The 18,204-nt window shown below is 69.0% G+C and carries 17 protein-coding genes; 8 read left to right on the plus strand and 9 right to left on the minus strand.

Annotated elements, in window-relative coordinates; translation table 11 throughout:
* Positions 1–154 precede the first annotated feature (154 nt).
* Entirely contained in the window at positions 155–586 is a 432-nt protein-coding gene (locus AC5RVZ_RS31560) for an Hpt domain-containing protein (RefSeq protein ID WP_494069545.1), read from the plus strand.
* Here the strand turns inward: AC5RVZ_RS31560 and AC5RVZ_RS31565 are convergent.
* Positions 537–1,307, minus strand: coding sequence for a response regulator transcription factor (locus AC5RVZ_RS31565; protein ID WP_494069546.1), 771 nt, complete (start codon positions 1,305–1,307; stop codon positions 537–539). The genes AC5RVZ_RS31560 and AC5RVZ_RS31565 overlap by 50 nt on opposite strands.
* Positions 1,308–1,453: 146 nt before the next feature.
* Here AC5RVZ_RS31565 and AC5RVZ_RS31570 point away from each other — a divergent pair, with 146 nt between their 5' ends.
* Entirely contained in the window at positions 1,454–2,155 is a 702-nt protein-coding gene (locus AC5RVZ_RS31570; RefSeq protein WP_494069547.1) for a prepilin peptidase, read from the plus strand.
* Positions 2,156–2,163: 8 nt separating this feature from the next.
* On the opposite strand, the gene AC5RVZ_RS31575 is transcribed toward AC5RVZ_RS31570, so the two are convergent.
* The 4 genes from AC5RVZ_RS31575 to AC5RVZ_RS31590 all read right to left on the minus strand — a co-directional run bounded on the left by AC5RVZ_RS31575 (position 2,164) and on the right by AC5RVZ_RS31590 (position 6,688).
* Positions 2,164–3,399 carry a galactokinase gene (locus AC5RVZ_RS31575; protein WP_494069548.1) on the minus strand — a complete coding sequence of 412 codons (1,236 nt, stop codon included), beginning with the start codon at positions 3,397–3,399 and terminating at the stop codon, positions 2,164–2,166.
* A complete protein-coding gene (galT, locus tag AC5RVZ_RS31580; RefSeq protein WP_494069590.1) occupies positions 3,396–4,598 on the minus strand; it encodes a galactose-1-phosphate uridylyltransferase in 1,203 nt (400 codons plus the stop codon). Before galT ends, AC5RVZ_RS31575 begins: the two co-directional genes overlap by 4 nt.
* 76 nt (positions 4,599–4,674) lie before the next feature.
* Complete coding sequence (locus AC5RVZ_RS31585; protein ID WP_494069549.1) at positions 4,675–5,052, minus strand: TraR/DksA family transcriptional regulator; 378 nt, start codon at positions 5,050–5,052, stop codon at positions 4,675–4,677.
* 124 nt (positions 5,053–5,176) lie between these two features.
* Positions 5,177–6,688 carry a SulP family inorganic anion transporter gene (locus AC5RVZ_RS31590; protein WP_494069550.1) on the minus strand — a complete coding sequence of 504 codons (1,512 nt, stop codon included), beginning with the start codon at positions 6,686–6,688 and terminating at the stop codon, positions 5,177–5,179.
* A 174-nt stretch (positions 6,689–6,862) separates the two neighbouring features.
* On the opposite strand from AC5RVZ_RS31590, the gene AC5RVZ_RS31595 reads away from it, so the two are divergent.
* Together AC5RVZ_RS31595 and AC5RVZ_RS31600 are read left to right on the plus strand one after the other, a co-directional pair.
* Complete coding sequence (locus AC5RVZ_RS31595) at positions 6,863–8,434, plus strand: FAD-dependent monooxygenase (protein ID WP_494069551.1); 1,572 nt, start codon at positions 6,863–6,865, stop codon at positions 8,432–8,434.
* A 54-nt stretch (positions 8,435–8,488) separates the two neighbouring features.
* On the plus strand, positions 8,489–8,827 hold the full coding sequence (locus AC5RVZ_RS31600) for a GYD domain-containing protein (protein ID WP_494069552.1): 339 nt from the start codon (positions 8,489–8,491) through the stop codon (positions 8,825–8,827).
* Here the strand turns inward: AC5RVZ_RS31600 and AC5RVZ_RS31605 are convergent.
* Entirely contained in the window at positions 8,811–9,815 is a 1,005-nt protein-coding gene (locus AC5RVZ_RS31605; protein ID WP_494069553.1) for a universal stress protein, read from the minus strand. The genes AC5RVZ_RS31600 and AC5RVZ_RS31605 overlap by 17 nt on opposite strands.
* Before the next feature lie 125 nt (positions 9,816–9,940).
* Here AC5RVZ_RS31605 and AC5RVZ_RS31610 point away from each other — a divergent pair, with 125 nt between their 5' ends.
* The 3 genes from AC5RVZ_RS31610 (at position 9,941) to AC5RVZ_RS31620 (ending at position 13,242) form a co-directional block, all read left to right on the plus strand.
* Positions 9,941–10,606, plus strand: a complete 666-nt coding sequence (locus AC5RVZ_RS31610; RefSeq protein ID WP_494069554.1) for a TetR/AcrR family transcriptional regulator — start codon at positions 9,941–9,943, stop codon at positions 10,604–10,606.
* Positions 10,607–10,684: 78 nt separating this feature from the next.
* On the plus strand, positions 10,685–11,599 hold the full coding sequence (locus tag AC5RVZ_RS31615; RefSeq protein ID WP_494069555.1) for an ABC transporter ATP-binding protein: 915 nt from the start codon (positions 10,685–10,687) through the stop codon (positions 11,597–11,599).
* The gene (locus AC5RVZ_RS31620; RefSeq protein ID WP_494069556.1) at positions 11,596–13,242 is read left to right on the plus strand and encodes an ABC transporter permease; all 1,647 of its coding nucleotides are present in this window, start codon (positions 11,596–11,598) and stop codon (positions 13,240–13,242) included. Before AC5RVZ_RS31615 ends, AC5RVZ_RS31620 begins: the two co-directional genes overlap by 4 nt.
* 46 nt (positions 13,243–13,288) lie before the next feature.
* Here AC5RVZ_RS31620 and nhaA read toward each other — a convergent pair whose 3' ends face one another.
* The gene (gene nhaA / locus AC5RVZ_RS31625) at positions 13,289–14,632 is read right to left on the minus strand and encodes a Na+/H+ antiporter NhaA (protein WP_494069557.1); all 1,344 of its coding nucleotides are present in this window, start codon (positions 14,630–14,632) and stop codon (positions 13,289–13,291) included.
* A gap of 142 nt (positions 14,633–14,774) precedes the next feature.
* Positions 14,775–15,182 carry a sortase gene (locus AC5RVZ_RS31630; protein ID WP_494069558.1) on the minus strand — a complete coding sequence of 136 codons (408 nt, stop codon included), beginning with the start codon at positions 15,180–15,182 and terminating at the stop codon, positions 14,775–14,777.
* A 364-nt stretch (positions 15,183–15,546) separates the two neighbouring features.
* Here AC5RVZ_RS31630 and AC5RVZ_RS31635 point away from each other — a divergent pair, with 364 nt between their 5' ends.
* Complete coding sequence (locus tag AC5RVZ_RS31635) at positions 15,547–17,151, plus strand: stealth conserved region 3 domain-containing protein (RefSeq protein WP_494069559.1); 1,605 nt, start codon at positions 15,547–15,549, stop codon at positions 17,149–17,151.
* Positions 17,152–17,212: 61 nt separating this feature from the next.
* Here the strand turns inward: AC5RVZ_RS31635 and AC5RVZ_RS31640 are convergent, their stop codons facing one another.
* On the minus strand, positions 17,213–18,127 hold the full coding sequence (locus AC5RVZ_RS31640) for a phosphodiesterase (protein WP_494069591.1): 915 nt from the start codon (positions 18,125–18,127) through the stop codon (positions 17,213–17,215).
* Positions 18,128–18,204 lie beyond the last annotated feature (77 nt).

Here is an 18,204-nt window from a genome sequence, read left to right on the forward strand (position 1 = left end):
ACCTCAGCAATCCCGCAACATTAGCCAAAGAAACCGGAAAACCGGCAGACCGGCCCGACATCTGAAAGTAGTCTCGAACCATGCCCACCCCATCCACCCACTGTGCACCGACCGGGCTGGCCCCGGCCGGGACCCGCCCCGCGCGGGGCCTGCCATGATGACCACCGACCAGCACCTCGCCCTGCCGCTGGTTGACCGCGCGGTAGTGGAAGACCTTGGCGACGGTTTGGCCGACCACGGCATCGCCCGTGGCTTGGTCCAGGACTTTTCCGAAGCATGGCCGGAACGGTTCAGCTGCCTGGAAACCGCGTTGGACAGCCAGGACCGGACCGATTCCCTGGACGCAGCCCTCAGCCTGAAGACCGCCTCGATGATGGTGGGTGCCAGCCGACTGGCTTGGCTGGCCGGCAAGGTGGAGGATCATATTCGTGCGGCGGATTTCACCGAGGCAACCGCCATGCTTGGTCTAATCCAGCAGTGCGGTGCGGCCACGATCAGGGAAATGCAGGGAATGAGGGCCGAGGGAGGAGCACCCGCTACAACGGGCGCTGCGGAGCCAACCGATAACCGATTCCCCGCACCGTAACGAGCCAGCGCGGGCGGTGCGGATCTTCCTTCAGCTTGCGCCTCAGATTGCCCACGTGGACTTCGATCGCCCGCTCATCGGCTTCGCTGATATAGGCATCCTCGGGGTAATAGTCCCCGCGCACTACCTTGACCAGTTCGGCCTTCGAGCGGACCGCCCCCGAGCTGCGCAGCATCTCCTGGAGCACGTTGAACTCGCTCCTGGTCAGCCGCAATTCCTCGCCCTCGCGCGACGCCATACGTCGATCGGAATCAAGGATGAGCCCATTGTGCTCGAGGATTCTGCTGTCGGCGGGCGGGGCCGCCGGCAGCGGCGGTGCGTTGGCCGGTGTGGCTTCCAGCGGATGGGGGGTGCGGGGCCGGCGCATCATCGCATGGATCCTGGCCCGCAGCTCGCGGGGACGGAACGGTTTGGTCATATAGTCGTCCGCGCCAAGCTGCAACGCCGTGAGCGTGTCGAGTTCTTCGTTCCTGCTGGTGAGCATCACGATGTAACAGTTGCTGAACTGGCGGATCCGCCGGAGCACTTCGAAGCCGTCGATGTCCGGCAGCGAGATGTCCAGGGTGACAACGGTGGTGATCCGTTGCCGCACGGCATGGATCCCTTCCCGCCCGCTCGCGGCCGCCTGCACGTCGAAGCCTGATTGCAGGAGGACGGCGCTCACAAGATTGCGGATGTCCACGTCGTCTTCGATCACTACGGCCGCACCCGGGTCACTCATTATGCATCTCCTCCCTGCACGGTCCGCGTCGGGCTCATGCCCGAAGGCCATCCGGGCCTCTGCAGAAGCCCGGATCTCTGATACTCCTAGAGGTTAATCGATTCGTTCTACTGTGAGCCTATGTCGGGCAGCAATGTGATGAAAGGGTGACCAACGATTCACAGACCCGAGGGACCTCAAGGAACAAGGGCTGTGGCCTGTGGGCGGGCCCGGTGACCATGCTGTTGCCGCTCATGCTTGCCGCGCTCGGGGCCCTGGCCGGCTGGTGCGTCTTCGCGCTCGCCCGCCGGGAGAACCAGACAACACTTCCTGTCGCGTGGCGCTGGCCGATGGCGGCTGTAACGGGCATCCTCTGCGGCCTCCTTGCTCCGGCCCGGGAAGCGGCAGAGCTTCCCGCCTTCGGCCTTCTCGCCGTCCTGGGCGTGCTGCTGGCCGCGATTGACCTGCGGCACAAGTTGCTGCCGAATCGCGTGGTCCTTCCGTTCCTGGGGACGGCAGTGGCTCTGCTGCTCCTGCCTGCCTTGACGGGCTCCGCGTGGCAGCCGGTCCTGGCCGGGCTGCTCGGCTCGCTGGCGATGTTTGCCGCCTACCTGCTGGCGGCCTTGATCAAGCCCGGCGGCATCGGCATGGGAGACGTGAAGCTTGCTGCCGTCGTGGGCCTGTATGCCGGCTACGACGGCGCAGCGGCCTGGGTGGCCGTGCTGCTGGGGGCGTTCCTGCTGAACGCCGCGGCCATCGTCCTGCTCATGCTGGCCCGCGTGCTGCGGCGGGATTCGGACATCCCGTTTGGCCCGTCCATGATCACCGCCGCGCTCGTGGTCGCGCTGGCCGGCCCGCTGCCCGGATAGTCCCGGGCTTACAACAGCCGCCGCGCACCGTCCGCGGAGATGACGGTGAACAATTCCGGGCGCCGGAAGCCGCGCGAAGCGAACGCCCGCAAGACCGCATCCCGCACCGCATCCACCTCGTTTGCCGGGACCAGGGCGATGGCTGAACCGCCGAATCCCCCGCCGGTCATGCGGGCGCCCAGGGCGCCGTTCGCCTGTGCAATCTCCACGGCCAGGTCCAGCTCCGGACAGGAAATTTCGAAGTCATCGCGCATGGAAACGTGGCTGGCGTCCAGCAACCGGCCGAAGGCCGCCGGTCCCTCGGAGCGCAGCGCTTTCACGGTTTCCACCACGCGCACGTTCTCGGTAACGATATGCCGGGCGCGGCGGAAGGTCTCCTCATCGAGCAGCCGTTGAGCTTCCGGCAACCGGTCGAGCGGCACGTCGCGCAGCAGCGGCACACCCAGGGCTTCCGCGGCCCGGTTGCAGGAGTCGCGCCGGCTGGCATAGTCACCGGTGGCATGAGCGTGCGAAACCTTGGTATCCATGACCAGGCACGCCAGGCCCGCAGCCTCGAGGTCCAGCGGCACCAGTTGGACCTCTTCGCTCCGGCAGTCCAGAAACACCGCGGACCCCGCCGCCCCGAACAGGGAGGCGTACTGGTCCATGATGCCGGTGGGCGCACCGACCACCTCGTTCTCCGCGCGGCGCCCGGCGGCAGCCAGATGTGCCCGGTTAAGGCGGACCCGATCCAACACCGCCCGGTCCGTCCCCTTCGCGTCCGACCCCGTCGGATCTAGCGCGGGATCGGCCCGCCGCTCTCCCACCAGTTCGGCCAGGCCAAGGGCCACCGCGCATTCTAGCGCGGCAGACGAGGACAATCCGGCGCCGACCGGAACGTCCGAGTCCACCAGCAGGTCGAAGCCGGGCAGGCGTACTCCCGCCTGCTCCAGCGCCCAGGCCACTCCCAGCGGGTACGCCGACCAGCCGGAAACCGCGCCCGGGCCGAGATCATCCAGCCCGACTTCCACCGCCTCGGCGCGCGGCAGGGCCGAGGCCACCCGAACGGTGCGGTCGCCGCGCACGGCGAGCGCCGCCGTCGTGATCTTATCGATGGCGAACGGCAGCACGAAGCCGCCGTTGTAATCGGTGTGTTCGCCGATCAGGTTGGCCCGTCCCGGTCCCGCCCAGACCCCGTCCGGGTCGCGCCCGAACCGTGCGGCGAAGGCGTCGGCGGTGCGTGCGGCCAAAGCTTCGGCGGTCACGGGGCCTCACCGCCGGCGCCCCCGCCGACCTCCCCGCCGGCTGCCCCTGCGGCCCCGGTGCCTTCGCCCGCCGCGCGTGTCCCGCCCGGCCCGTCGCCGCCTGCACCCGGGATGCGGCGCGGATCCGCGTCCCGCAGCGCGGCGGCCACCTGCTCCGGGAGGGTGTCGTTGATGAAGGCGCCCATCGCTGCCTCGGAGCCCGCCAGGTACTTCAGCTTGTCGGCGGCCCGGCGCGGCGAGGTCAGCTGCAGGTGCAGGTAGCCCGCTTCCCGCAGCGCGCGGGCGACCGGCGCCTGGTGCCAGGCGGCGATGTACGGGGTGGGGCTGTCGTAGAGCGCGTCGAACCGGCCCAGCAGCTGCGGGTACAGCACCGCCAGTTCGTCCCGCTCCGCACCCGTAAGCCCGGCGAGGTCCGCGACCTGCCGGTGCGGCACCAGGTGCACCTCCAGCGGCCAGCGCGCGGCGAACGGCACGTAGGCGCTGAAGTGTTCGCCTTCGAGCACCATCCGGGAGCCGTCGGAGCGCTCGCGGCCGAGCACCGCCCCGGTCAGCGTCTGCCGCCCGCCGGTGGCGTCGAAGTGTTGCCGCGCGGCCGCGGCCATGACTGCCCCGCGGGGCGGGAGGTAGGAGTAGGCGTAGATCTGGCCGTGCGGATGGTGCAGCGTCACGCCGATCTGCGCGCCGCGGTTTTCGAAGCAGAAGACCTGCGCAATCCCGTCCATCGCGCTGAGCGCCGCGGTCCGGTGCGCCCACGCGTCGATCACGGTGCGCACGCGGCGGGTGTCCAGCCCGGCGAATGAACCGGTATGCGCAGAGGTGAAGGAGACCACCTCGCAGCGCCCGCTGGCGGTGTAGGCGCGGCCCCACTCCGGGTCCTCGGGCGTCGCCAGCAGGTCCGGCCCGAGCGACGGAAACCGGTTCTCGAACACGGCCACGTCATAGTTCGCCGCCGGGATTTCGGAGGCGTAGTCCGGCGTGCTCGGGCACAGCGGGCACGCGTCCGCCGGCGGCAGGTAGGTGCGGGTCTGCCGGTGCGCGGCCAGCGCCACCCACTCCCCCGTCAGCACGTCGTAGCGCAACTCCCCCACCGGCGGCCGCTCCGGCAGGTCCCGGGTGTCCTGCGATTCCCGCGGAACCGGCCGCGCGCCGTCGTCGAAAAACAGCAACTGGCGGCCGTCCGCCAACCGGGTAGCAGTCACCGCGGTGACCGGTTCTGCTTCCGGAACAACGACGGCGGTGCCCGCCCCGTGCCTGGCATGATCCACGGTGGTTCGCTCAGGCACGGCGCCGCTTCGCCGCACAGGTCACGCAATATTGTGCTTCCGGCCGGATCTCCAGGCGCTCGCGCGGGATGGGGTTGCCGCACGCGGCGCACGTGCCATAGGTGCCGGCCGCGAGCCGGGCCCGGGCGGCGGCGATGTCCGCCAGCGCCTTTTCCGTGCTGGCCAGCAGCGCCACTTCGCGAGCGCGTTCCAGCGTGGCCGTAGAGCCCTCGGGGTCGTGTTCGTCGTCGGCCGGGACGTCCCGGGTCGCGGCGGTGACTTCGGCAATGTCGACCGTGAGGCGCTCCACCTGGGCGCGGTCCGACGCCTCGCGGGCGTCCAGCAGCGCGGCGAAGTGCTCCACATCCTCGTGGGTCAAGCTCTCGCTCATGTGTGCCTCCCGTCGGCCAGGTCGGTCCGGCAGGTGCGGACCGGAGTGCCCCTAGACTACGCCGTTGCCGCGGTACATGGGATGGACGCACGGCACGCAGCCGCCGGCTCTGGCGGATGGCAGCTCAGCCTGTGAGCTTGCCCGCCATCCGCTCCCGCATAACCACACTGGCCGAGTTGAGCCCGATGATCCGCACGTCCTTGCCGTGGCCGTGGTACTTCGCGGTAATCGCATCCAGTGCCGCCACGGTCGAGGCGTCCCACAGGTGCGAGGCGTGCATGTCGATGACGACCTTGTGCGGGTCCAGTGCGTACTGGAACTGCGTGTAGAGGTCGTTCGAGGAGGCGAAGAAGAGCTCGCCGTCGACCACGTAGGTGGCCGTCTCCTCGCCGTTCAGTTCCAGCACCGTCCGCTCGACGGTCACCAGATGCGATACCCGGTTGGCGAACAGCACCATGGCGGTCAGCACGCCGAGCCCGACGCCGATCGCCAGGTTGTTCGTGGCGACGGTGGCGATGACGGTGACGAGCATGACGGCGGTCTCGCTCTTCGGCATCATCTTCAGGGTCGAGGGTTTGATGCTGTGCCAGTCGAACGTCGCCCAGGACACGAAGACCATCACGGCCACCAGGGCCGCCATCGGGATCAGCGCCACGATGTCGCCGAGGACCACCACGAGGATGAGCAGGAACAGGCCGGCGAGGAAGGTGGAGATACGGGTGCGGGCTCCGGAGGCCTTGACGTTGATCATGGTCTGGCCGATCATCGCGCAGCCGCCCATGCCGCCGAAGAATCCGGTGATGATGTTCGCCGCGCCCTGACCCCAGGACTCGCGGGTTTTGTTGGAGCGGGTGTCCGTGACGTCGTCGACCAGCTTGGCCGTCATCAGCGATTCGAGCAGCCCCACGAAGGCCATCGCCAGGGCAAACGGGAAGATGACCTTCAGGGTTTCTAGGGTCAGCGGTACTGCCGGGAAGAACAGCGCGGGCAGGCTGTCCGGCAGCTCGCCCTTGTCGCCCACGGTCGGCACGGCGACGGAGGCGAACACCGTGATCAGCGTCAGCACCACGATGGCCACCAAGGGCGCGGGCACCGCGTTGGTCAGCTTCGGAAGACCGAAAACGATCGCCAGCGCCAGCGCGGTCAGCGGGTACACCAGCCACGGAACGCCCAGCAGTTCAGGCACCTGCGCCATGAAAATCAGGATGGCCAGCGCGTTGACGAACCCCACCATCACCTGCCGCGGAATGAACCGCATCAGCTTGGCGACGCCAAGCACCGCCAGCAGCACCTGGAACACGCCGGCCAGGATGACCGCCGCCACCAGGTAGTCGAGGCCGTGGCTTTCCACCAGCGGGGCAATCACCAGCGCCACCGCGCCGGTGGCAGCCGAGATCATCGCCGGGCGGCCGCCCAGGAACGCGATCGAGACAGCCATGGTGAAGGAGGCGAACAGCCCGACGCGCGGGTCAACCCCGGCGATGATGGAGAACGCGATGGCCTCGGGGATCAGGGCCAGCGCGACCACGAGCCCGCCGAGCACTTCCGTCTTCAGCAGCCGCGGCGACTTGAGGGTGCGCAGCACGGACTGGCGCTCCTCGGGAGTCAGCTCCGGACGGGCGGTCGCGATGGACACTATGGGGCTCCGATCATCGTGCGGGGATACCGGCCAATTCTACCGGCGCCCCCTGTCCGGCCCGGCCGTCGCTTCCGCGATCGCTGCCGATCACCGTCGGCCCCATCCGTTCGGCCGTCCTCCCCCTGCCGCCGGAACTGCGCCAGCGGTAACCTCGGAGGAGGAGGTACCGCCATGGCAGCCGAACTCCAAACCGATGTACTGATTGTCGGCGCAGGTCCCACGGGCCTCATGCTTGCCAACTGGCTGGCCAAGCTGGGCGTCGACCACATCATCACGGACGGCAAGCCGGGCCCCACGAGGGAATCCCGGGCCCTCGGGGTGCAGGCGCGCAGCATGGAAATCTACGACCAGCTGGGCGTCGCCGACACCGTCATGGCCGAAGGTGTTCTCGCCGAAGCGGTGGTCATAGGCTTCGGCACGAAGCCGCGCGGCAGGGTCCCTCTGGGCCGGATGGGCCGCGGGATCACACCGTTCCCGGGCATCATGTTCTACGAACAAAGCAAGAACGAGGAGTTGCTGCTCAAGAACCTGCACGCACTCGGCGGCGAGGTGCTGTGGGAGTGCCGGCTGGGCGGCCTGGGCATCGCGGACGGCAGCCACCCGGACCACCCCGTCAGGGCGAAGCTGACGGGCCCAGCGGGCGAGGCGTCGGTCCGCGCCCGCTACTGCGTGGGAACCGACGGTGCCTCGTCAACCGTGCGGACCAGCCGAGGCATCGGGTTTGAAGGCTCCACCAGTCCGCACACCTTCTTTGTCAATGACGCCACCGAGGTCCGCGGCCTGTTCGGCGACGTGGTCAATATCCGCGCGGGCGTGGAGCAGTTCCTGCTGGCGTTTCCCATGAGCGGTCCCGGCCACCTCCGGCTAATCGGCGTGGTCCGCGACCCGGAGGGCGGCGCGCAGGGGCGGGCCAACGACGGCGGAGCGGACGTCTCCGAGGAGCCCCTCCGGAAGCGCTTGGCCCAGGAGTTCGGCGTCAGCTACGGCGCCTCGAACTGGTTCTCCACCTACCGCGTGCATCACCGGATAGCCGCCCAGTTCCGCAACGGCCCGGTCTTCCTCGCCGGGGACGCAGCACATGTCCATTCCCCCGTGGGTGCCCAGGGCATGAACACCGGCCTGCAGGACGCCCATAACCTGGCCTTTAAGTTCGCCGATGTCCTCGCCGGCCGGGCCGCGGACTCCTATCTGGACCGTTACGAGGCCGAACGGCGGCCGGTCGCGGTGCGGCTGCTGCAAAGCACGGACCGGGTGTTCGCGTTCATCACGTCGACGGCGCCTTGGGCACTGGCCGCCCGGAGGTCGGTGCTGCCGTTCCTCATCCCCGTGGTGGCGCGGGTGGTGCCGCGGTCCTCCGGTGCCTCCCGGTTGTTTGGCTATATATCGCAGACCCGGATCCATTACTGGATGGCCCCGGGTGCCAAGGAAGCGGCGCGGGGCCGGCGGGGCCGTGTCGTGGGACGGCGGCTGCCGTATACCGGCGGCAACTTCGACGTCCTGCGCAGCCTTCAGTGGCAGGTGCACTCGTACGGCGACCCGGGCGCCGTCGTCGTCAATCATGTGGAGGCAGCGCTGGGGCTGACGATGCACGTGCTGCCGCGCAACGGGAACAAGAAGCTCGATCCGGAACAGCTGTACCTGGTGCGCCCGGACGGGTTCGTGGCGGCGCAGTCCCTGCCCAGCCATGCCGTGGCCACGTTCACCCAGGCACTGCGGCGCGGACGCCGTTCCGCCAAGGTGTGAGCCAAGGCCTGCTCCGCGCCCATCCAGGGCCGGACACGTTCGAAAGGAAAGCCGATGGTGCTGTATCTCTCGAAGTTCAGCTATACCCCGGAGACCTGGGCCAGGATGATCAACAACCCGGAGGACCGGGGGAAGGCGGCCAAGGCCTACATCGAATCCGTCGGCGGGAAACTGCACGGCTTCTGGTACGCCTTCGGCATGCACGACGGCTACAGCGTGTGGGAGGCCCCGAACAACGTCTCCATGGCCGCCGTCGCCCTGGCCATCAGCGGAGGCGGTGCGCTGAGCTCCTTCGAAACAACCGTGCTGCTGACCATCGATGAAACCATCGACGCCCTGCGCATGGCCGGCGAAGTCCGTTACCGGGCTCCCGGCGTCACGGGGTCCGGCTGACGTCCACGCCCTTGGGCACCACCATCATGGGGCAGAGGCCGTGGTGCAGCACCGCCTGGCTGACCGAGCCCAGCAACAGGCCGGGGAATCCGCCGTGGCCGCGGGTCCCCAGGACCATCAGTTGGGCCGTGCGGGTGGCGTGGACCAGGACTTCCGCGGGCCTGGCCAGATAGAAGTTCCAGCTCGCATCCAGGTCCGGGTGGCGGCCGCGGACCTCCCGCAGCGGGCCGTCCAGCTCCGCGGCGACCTCCTCGCGGAACCGATGGGCCCCTTCGGCGTGGTCCAGCCAGACCGAATCGCGGTAGAAGGGTGCCCGGGACGAAAGCATCCGCAGCGGGACGGCATGCCGGCTGGCCATCTCTGCCGCCGCCCACAGGGCGGGATTCGCGCTGCCCGACTGGTCGACGCCGACCACCACCTGCCCGGCGTAGCTGAACTTTTCGGAGACGTCCGGCGGATGCAGCCCCCGGTCCGCCCCTTCCCGCGGCGACGGCAGCAGCCAGGGCACCGGTCCGCCGGGCAGTTCGGCCGCGGCATCCTGCGAGAGCTCGGCGGCCGTCGCGCCCGGTTTCCAGCGTTGCGGCACCACCACCGTGGGGCAGGCGCCGTGCGCCGCCAGGCCCGAGGAGACGCTGCCCAGCAGCCGTCCCGCAAAGCCGCCGCGGCCGCGCTTGCCCACCACGGCCAGTCCGGCGGAAGCGGATTCGTCCACCAATACTTCGCTCGGGTCCCCGGCCATCACGTGCCCTTCGGCCTGGAGTCCCAGCGCTCCGGCGCGGTCCAGCGCCGCCTGCAGCACCCCTTCCCCGCCGCGCCGGGCGGAGGCCAGATACTGGTGGTCCACCTCCGGATCGTCCACGCCCGCGGTCGAAACGACGGTGACCAGCCGCACCGGCCATCCGCGGGACTGGGCCTCGAACAACCCCCAGTCCAGCGCCCGGGCGCTGGTTTCCGAGCCGTCGAATCCCACCAGGACGACCTCTTCCATGCCTCCACCCTAGGGGACGGCCGCGCGGCTGAGTAGGGGCAGCGGGTTCCGACGGCGCCCGGGCGGGAGGCGGCCCCCTCACGAAACCGTTGCCGTGGGCTGAACACAGGTTTAGACTGCTGAACATGCGTTCAGCAGCGCCGCCGCAGGGCGACGCACCCAGCGATCTCACCGCCCGTGCGCGGGTCCGGGACACCGCCGTCGTGTTGTTCGGCAGTCGGGGTTTCCGGGTGGGCGTCCGCGCCATTGCGGACGCGGCTGGGGTCAGCCCGGCGCTGATCCTGCACCACTTCGGCTCCAAAGACGGCCTGCGGACGGCCTGCGACGAGTACGTGTTGGCCAAAATCGGCGCGTACAAGCAACAGGCAGTCGAACCCGGCTCGCCCACGGAACTGCTGGCGGCCATGGCGGAGTTGGAGGAAACGGCGCCGCTGGTCGGCTACGCCTTGCGGAGCCTGCAGTCCGGCGGCGATCTGGCCCAGGCCTTCATCGAGCACTTCGCCGCCGACGCCGAGTCCTGGCTGGCCCACGGGGTCGCCGCCGGCACCATCCACCCGTCCGTCAACGAAAAGGCGCGCGCCCGCTATCTGACCGTTCAGGGATTCGGTGCGATGCTGCTGGACCTGACGCTTTACCCGCCGGAGGATCCCACCGATTTTTCCGGCATCATGCGCGGCTACCTGGACCGGCACGGCCTGGCCAACGTGGAGCTCTACACGCAGGGCTTGATGACCAACCGCGACCTGCTCGACGCCTACCTGCTGTATGTGACGGACCCGCCCGGTTCCTGACCCGCTGCGTTTGTGTCCCGTCCGCGCCCCGCGCACCCTTGTTCCTTCCATATTTCCGCCCTGAAGCAGGTGGTTTCCATGTCCGCAGTAATCGACCTGAACCAAGTGGACAAGGCCTTCGGCTCCGTCCGCGCCCTGGACCAGCTCAACCTGGTGCTGGAACCCGGCGAGGTCCACGGCTTCCTCGGCCCCAACGGCGCCGGCAAGTCCACCACCATCCGCATCATTCTCGGCCTGCTGAAGGCCGACGCCGGAACCGTGCGGCTCTTCGGCGAGGACCCGTGGACCCGCGCGGTGCCCCTGCACCGCCGGCTGGCCTACGTTCCCGGCGACGTCAGCCTCTGGCCCAAGCTCACCGGCGGCGAGGCGATCGACCTGTTTGCCAGCCTCCGCGGCGGGATCGATCGCAGGCTCAAGGCCGAACTGCTGGAACGCTTCCAGCTGGATCCCACCAAGAAGACGCGCTCCTACTCCAAGGGCAACCGGCAGAAGGTCGCGCTCGTCGCCGCCCTGGCCAGCGACGTCGAGCTTCTGGTGTTGGACGAGCCGACGTCCGGACTGGACCCGCTGATGGAACTGGAATTCCAGCAGTGCATCCGCGAGTCCAGGCACGCCGGCAAGACCGTGCTGCTCTCCAGCCACATCCTGGCCGAGGTGGAAGCCTTGTGCGACAAGGTCACCATCATCCGGGCCGGCCGCGCTGTCCAAACCGGTTCGCTTGCGGAACTGAGGCACCTGAGGCGCACCGCCGTCGTCGTGGTGGCCGACGGCGATGCCACCGCGGTGGGCGGCCTCACCGGCGTGCACGATCTCCGGCGGGACAACGAGCGCGTGCACTTCACCGTTGACGAAGCCGCGCTGCCGGCTGCTTTGGCGGCCCTGCTGCCGCTGGGCGTCCGCAGCCTGACCAGCACGCCGCCGACGCTGGAGGAACTGTTCGTCCACCAGTACGGCCCCGATGGGCGGGCTGCAGCCGAAAGCGGCAGGTCATGAGCACCGCGACCGCGGCGCCTCGGATCTCCCGTGCGCACAGCCCACGGAATCAGGCGCTGGCCGGGACCGGCCGGCTGCTCCGCCTGGCGCTGCGGGTGGACCGGGTGCGGATCCCGGTCTGGGCGCTGGCCATCGGCGGGTTCATCAGCTATTTCGCGCTGGTGCTGCCCCAGGTCTACGGCGACCAGGCGGCATGGCAGAGCCGGGCGGCGATTATGCAGGACCCGTCCGGCGCCCTGCTGGCCGGCCCGGGGTACGGCCTGGAGAACTACGGCCTGGGCCCGATGCTGGCCAACGAAGTGCTGGGGATGCTGGCGGTGGCCACCGCGCTGATGTCCATCTTCTCGGTAGTCCGGCACACCCGGGCCAATGAAGAAGCCGGACGTGCCGAGCTCATCCTGGCCGGGCCCGTGGGACGACGCGCACCGCTGACCGCCGCGCTGGCGGTCATGCTGCTCACCAACCTGGCGGTGGCAGCGGCCCTGTTCGCCGCACTGGTGGCCAACGGTCTCGCGGCACTCGATTCCCTGTCGATGGCGGCCGGAGCGGCGCTGGTCGGGATCGTCTTCGGCGCGGTAGCGGCGCTGACCGCGCAGCTGAGCGAACATGCGCGGACAGCCAGCGGCATGGCCGGGGCGCTGCTGGGGCTGGCGTACATCCTCCGCGGCATCGGCGACGCCCAGGCGCTGGGCGGCACCGCGTTGTCGTGGCTCTCCCCCATCGGTTGGATCCAGCAGGCGCGGGCCTATGTCGAGCTGCGGTGGTGGCCCTTGCTGCTGTGCCTGGCGCTGGCGGCGCTGCTGGTGCCGGCCGCGTATCTGCTGCAGGGCCGGCGCGACCTGGCCGCGGGGCTGGTGCCCGCTCGCCGGGGCCGCGCCAATGCCACGCCGCTGCTGGTGCGGCTGCCGGGGCTGTTCCTGCGGTTGGAGCGCGGCAGCATCATCAGCTGGTCGCTCGGCCTGTTCGTCTTCGCCGTGCTGACCGGGTCCCTGGCCCAGGCGGTGGTGGACAGTTACGAATCACAGCCGCAGCTGGCGGCGGTGCTGGGCCTGGGCGACAGCTCCGACTTCCTCCGGACGGCCCTGGCCGCGTTCCTGAAGTACTTCGCCATGGCCGTGGCCGTTTTCGCCGTGATCTCCATGGGAAGGCTCGGCAGGGAAGAATCCGACGGCCGAACCGGGGCTGTGCTCGCGGCCTCGGTGGGGCGGGCGCACTGGGTCCTGAGCGCGCTGCTGGTCACCGCGCTTGCCTCGGCGCTGATGCTCGTTGTCTCCGGGTTGGGCCTGGCCCTGGGTGCGCTCTCCGTGGTCGGCGACAGCTCGGTGATCGCGGAATTCGCTCCCGCCGGGCTGGTCTTCCTGCCCTTGATCCTCTGTTTCGCCGGTGCCGGCGCCCTCGCCTACGGGCTGCGCAGCGGTACCTGGTGGGTCTGGATCCTGCTGATCGCTGCGCTGCTGGTGGGCATGTACGGGGCGGTGCTCAACCTGCCGGAGGCGGTGCTGGACGCCGAGCCGTTCGGGCTGGTCCCGCGCGTACCGGCCGCGGATCTGGACGTGCTGCCGCTGGCCTGGATGTCGGCGGTCGCGTTGCTGCTCATCGGCGGCGGCACGCTGGCGTTCCGGCGCCGGGACCTGGAGGCCTGACGGCACTCGGAGGAGCGGCCGAGGAGCTGCCGCGAACCCAGTGCGGCTACGCCCCGCCGTCCTGGTAGACGTCCGGAATGCCGTCGTTGTCCGCGTCGACCCGTTCTTCGGCCTGGATGCGCCGGTAATGCCGGTTGCGGACGCGCAGCACCACCGTTGCCAGCAGCGCGGCCAGCAGGGATGCCGCGAGAATGGCCACCTTGGCGTGGTCATTGGCCGGCGTGCCCAGTCCGAAGCTCAGCTCGGCCACCAGCAGGGAGACGGTGAAGCCGATGCCGGCCAGCATGGCGATGCCCAACAGGTCGACCCACTTCATCGACGTGTCCAGCTCCGCCCGGGTCAGCTTGCTCATCAGCCAGGTGGTGCCGACGATGCCGATCGGCTTGCCGAGCACCAGGCCGGCGATGATGCCGACTGCCACCGGATCGCCGAGGGCAGAGGCAAATCCATCAATTCCGCCCACGGCGACGCCGGCGGAGAAGAACGCGAAGACCGGGACCGCGAAGCCGGCGGACACGGGCCGGAGCCGGTGTTCGAAGATCTCGGCGAGCCCCGGGCCCGCTTCCGGTCCGCCGCTGGCCTTGCTGCGCAATACCGGGACGGTGAAGCCGAGCACCACGCCGGCGATGGTGGCGTGGATGCCGGAGGCATGGACCAGGGCCCAGGCCACGATGCCGATGGGCAGCAGGACTGCCCACAAAGCCGCATGATGCTTCCCGAAGAAGCTGCGGAACTTCTGGGCCAGGAAGGTGTAGAGCGCGATGGGGACCAGGGCCAGCAGCAGTGCCGGGACCTGAATCTCACTCGTGTAGACGAACGCAATGATGGCGATGGCGATGAGGTCGTCCACCACGGCCAGCGTCAGCAGGAAAATCCGCAGCGCGCTGGGCAGGTGCGATCCGATGACGGCCAGGACCGCTACCGCGAACGCGATGTCCGTCGCCGTCGGGATGGCCCAGCCGCGGATGGTTTCGGGGCTGCCCCAGTTGATGGCTGCGTAGATGACGGCGGGAACGACCACTCCGCCAACGGCTGCCGCGACCGGCACCATGGCCTGGCGCGGGTTGCTGAGGTCCCCCGCGACGAACTCGCGTTTGAGCTCCAGCCCTACCAGGAAGAAGAACACCGCCAGCAGCCCGTCGGCGGCCCATGCCCCCAGACTCAGCTCCAGATGCCAGGGCTCGTAGCCGACGGTGAAGTCGCGTAGGGCGAAGTAGCTGTCTGCCGCGGGCGAGTTGGCCCAGATCAGGGCGACGACGGCTGCGGCCACCAGCAGGGCCCCGCCGACGGTTTCCCTCCGCAGGATTTCGCCGATTCGCAGCGCTTCGGCATAACTTCCGCGTCCCAAAACCTTGGGTTTGGCGGATGATTCGGGGGTCTTGGCGGCCATGGCGGGTCCTCAAAGGGTCGACAACAGAACTGCCGACCAGACTTCCCGGCGCACCGGGTTCCACCCTACCCGCGCATGCGGCGAGCACCAAAGCGGGGCGGCGAGGATCAAAGCCGGGCCGCGAGCGCCACGGCCGGCCCGGCTAGCCCCCGGCCAGGACCATCGCCAACAACCCGACGACGGCGGAGAGCACGCCGACGGCGGTAAGGATTTTGCCCAGCAGCAAGACGATGCGGCCCGGCCGCTCCGGCTCGGAGACCTGCCAGCGGTCCGGCCGCCGCGCGTCGTAGAAGACCAGCACGTCCGACCCGGCGGCTACATCGGAGCCCGTTCCGGTCGGGAAGACGCCCTCCAGGAAACCGTGCCGGGTGTCGAACCAGCGCACGCCGCGGCGCCGGCCGTCGTCGAAGGCGACGCCGTCGGCGCGGTGCCACCGGGTTCCGGCCAGGCGGAGCACCGCGGCCACGAAGAGCAACAGCAGCCCCGGGACCAGGGCAGCCCACGTCAGCACTTCGGACACGAGTCCGATCGACGCGGCAAGATCCGGCATGCTCAGATCGTATGACACCTGGGGCAGGCGGCGGGGAAAATGCTGCTGAACGTTGCACGGCCAGGAGCGCCAAGACAACGGGGCGGAGCCGGCAGGCGACGAACACGTGCCCCGGCAGACGGCAGGGCCCCTGCCAGGGTGGCCGTGCCACACCCTATTTTTTTGCCGGCCGGGCAGGTCCTGACGCAGCGGGAGTGCCAAACTGCATGTACCGTCAAAGGGTGGCCTGCCGCGGACGATCCGCTGCGGGCTTATCCTGTGGCGGCAGCGTCTGTGATGCCCGCCCGCCCACGCCTACCATGGGTGACAGCAGCCCCTACTCGGGTTGGCGCCACTATGTTTCCGGAGGTTTTTTGTGACCAGCATGCCTGCAGTGCAGGACGCGTTCTACGCCGAGCCCGAACCCGACCGCGCGCCCGAGTCGACGGTCGAGATCGCCTCGCCCGCCGCCGTCGTACGCCTGACGGAGCGCCCCGACGTGGTCATGGTCAAGGGCGGCTACGCACTGGTCAACACCACCCTGACGCCGCATCAGGCGATGGTGGAGGACCTGCTGTTTGTCCGCAGGGTCCTAGACCAGGCGCAGATTCCCTACCTGCTGGTGCGCGGCAACGATGCCCGGCCGGTGATGGCGGTGAACTGGGAGAAGCGCGACGAGCTGCGCGCGGCGCTGGTGGCCGCCTGCGCGGACGAACCGTTCTATTCGCTGACTATGGACGCGAAGAAGAAGACCGCCCGGCTGGTGGCCGACGGTGAACTCGCCGACGGCGACCAGACCCGTGCCATCCGGCTGTACCGCCCGCGGATCGAGCCAAGCGGCGGGCTGCGGTACGGCCAGGGCACGGGTGTGCAGGTGGAGCTGTGGCGCTGGGACAACGACCTGATCCACCTGCCGATCGAAAACTCGCTGACCCGCCGTACGCTGCCGGCCGCGGAGGCGGTGCGCGGCGAAGTGGAACGCTACGGGCACCGCTGGCCCACCATCGAGAACATGTTCGCCGACCACGCCACGGACATCGACTTCGAGATCGACATCGTCTTCTCCTGGGTGGACGGGAACAACCCGGAGTACCGCCGCTACCGGAACAGTTTCATGGAGCACGCCGTGGTGGGCGAGGGCGACGACGCCGAGGCGCGCTTCCGCCAGATCGACGAACTGCGGTACGCGCTGCGTTCGGTCTATATGTTCGCCCCCTGGATCCGGCGCATCTTCATCTGCACGGATTCGCCGTTGCCGGCGTGGCTGGACGCGGAGCACCCGGACATCCGCGTGGTGCGCAGCGAGCAGCATTTCCGCGACCCGTCCGTGCTGCCGGTGTTCAACTCGCAGGCGATCGAGGCTCAGCTGCAGCACATCGACGGCCTGGGCGAGCACTTTCTGTACTCGAATGACGACATGTTCTTCGGCCGGCCGGTGGGTCCGGACATGTTCTTCTCCCCCGGCGGCATCACCAAGTTCGTGGAGGCAGACACCCGGATCGGGCTCGGCGACAACCACCTGGACCGGTCCGGTTTCGAGAATGCCGCCCGGGTGAACCGCAGGCTGCTGCACGACCGCTTCGGCAGGATCACCACCCGGCACCTGGAGCACTGTGCGGCGCCGCTGCGCAAATCCGTGTTGCTGGAGATGGAGGAAGAGTTCGCCGAGGAGTTCAAGACGACGGCGGCGAGCCGCTTCCGGGCCAAGGACAACATCTCGGTGACCAACTCGCTCTACCATTACTACGCGCTGCTGACTGGCCGCGCGGTGACCAATCCCGGCGCCGAGGTCAAGTACGTGGACACCACGATGTATGCGGGCCTGAAGCAGCTGGAAAAGCTGCTGCAGAAGCGAAACCGGGACTTCTTCTGCCTCAACGACGGAAGCTTCCCGGAGGTCCCGGCCGAGGAGCGCCAGCGGGTGGTCACGGACTTTTTGGCCCGCTATTTCCCGCTCCGTGCGCCGTGGGAGAAACCGCCGGCGGCGTAGTTTTCCGGTTGGCGCAGCTTCCCTGGCTAGCGAAGTTTCCCCGGTGGCGTAGTTTCCCCGGCTAGTGGTGTGCCGGCATCCGGCCCGGGCTCACGGCGTCGGGGATGACGACGGCGGCGGCCTCAAGCAGCTGCCGGGTCTGCTCCGCGCTGACCTGGCGGCCCACCGGCAGGCCGCCGCGCGCCGGAACCACCGAATGGACCACGGTCTCCTCGTAGACATGGATCATGTTGTAAGCCTGCGCGGCATCGCGGCCGCGGGTGCTGCCCGCGTCGGCGGCCAGATCCTGGGTGTAGCAGGTGGCGGAGGCGACGGACACCGGGATCCCGGCCACGGTGCCCGAGGTGGAATAGTGCAGGTGGCCGGCGATGATCGACTTCACGTCACTGCCCCGCAGCACCTCGGCCAGTTCCGCCTGGCCGCGCAGTTCAACCAGCACGGACAGGTCCTGCACGCTCGGCAGCGGCGGGTGGTGCATGGCCAGGATGGTCCCGTGCGGTGCGGGTTTGGCCAACTCGTCGGCCAGCCACTGCAACTGCTCGTCCTCCAGCCGGCCGTAGTGTGCCCCCGGCACGGTTGAATCCAGGGTTATCACGCGCAGTCCGTTGACGTCGTACACCCGGTCCAGCGGTTCGGAGCCGCCGGGTTCGTCCAACAGCATGGTCTTCAGCCCGGCACGGTCGTCGTGGTTGCCCATCGCCCAGATCACCTGGGCTCCCAGCCGGACGGCCGCCGGTTCCACGATCCGGCGGAGCCTGCCGTAGGCTTCCGGTTCGCCCTTGTCGGCCAGATCGCCGGTAAACACCAGAGCTTCGGGGCGGGATCCGGAGTCTTCCAGATCCTCGAAGATCTGCTCCAGCCTGGCTTCGCTGTCCACCGCCCCGTAGAGCCGGCCGTCGCCGCCCACCAAGTGGGTGTCGCTGATGTGAAGTAAGAAATGGTTCGGCCGTGGATGCTCGGCCTGACGGAAGTCCATCATCTACCTTCTGTTGTTCGCCGGACGCCTGCTGTCCAGTCCACTACAAACCATCCAAACAGAAAAAAGCTGAACTG

The sequence above is a fragment of the Arthrobacter sp. Cza30 genome, from assembly GCF_059090765.1.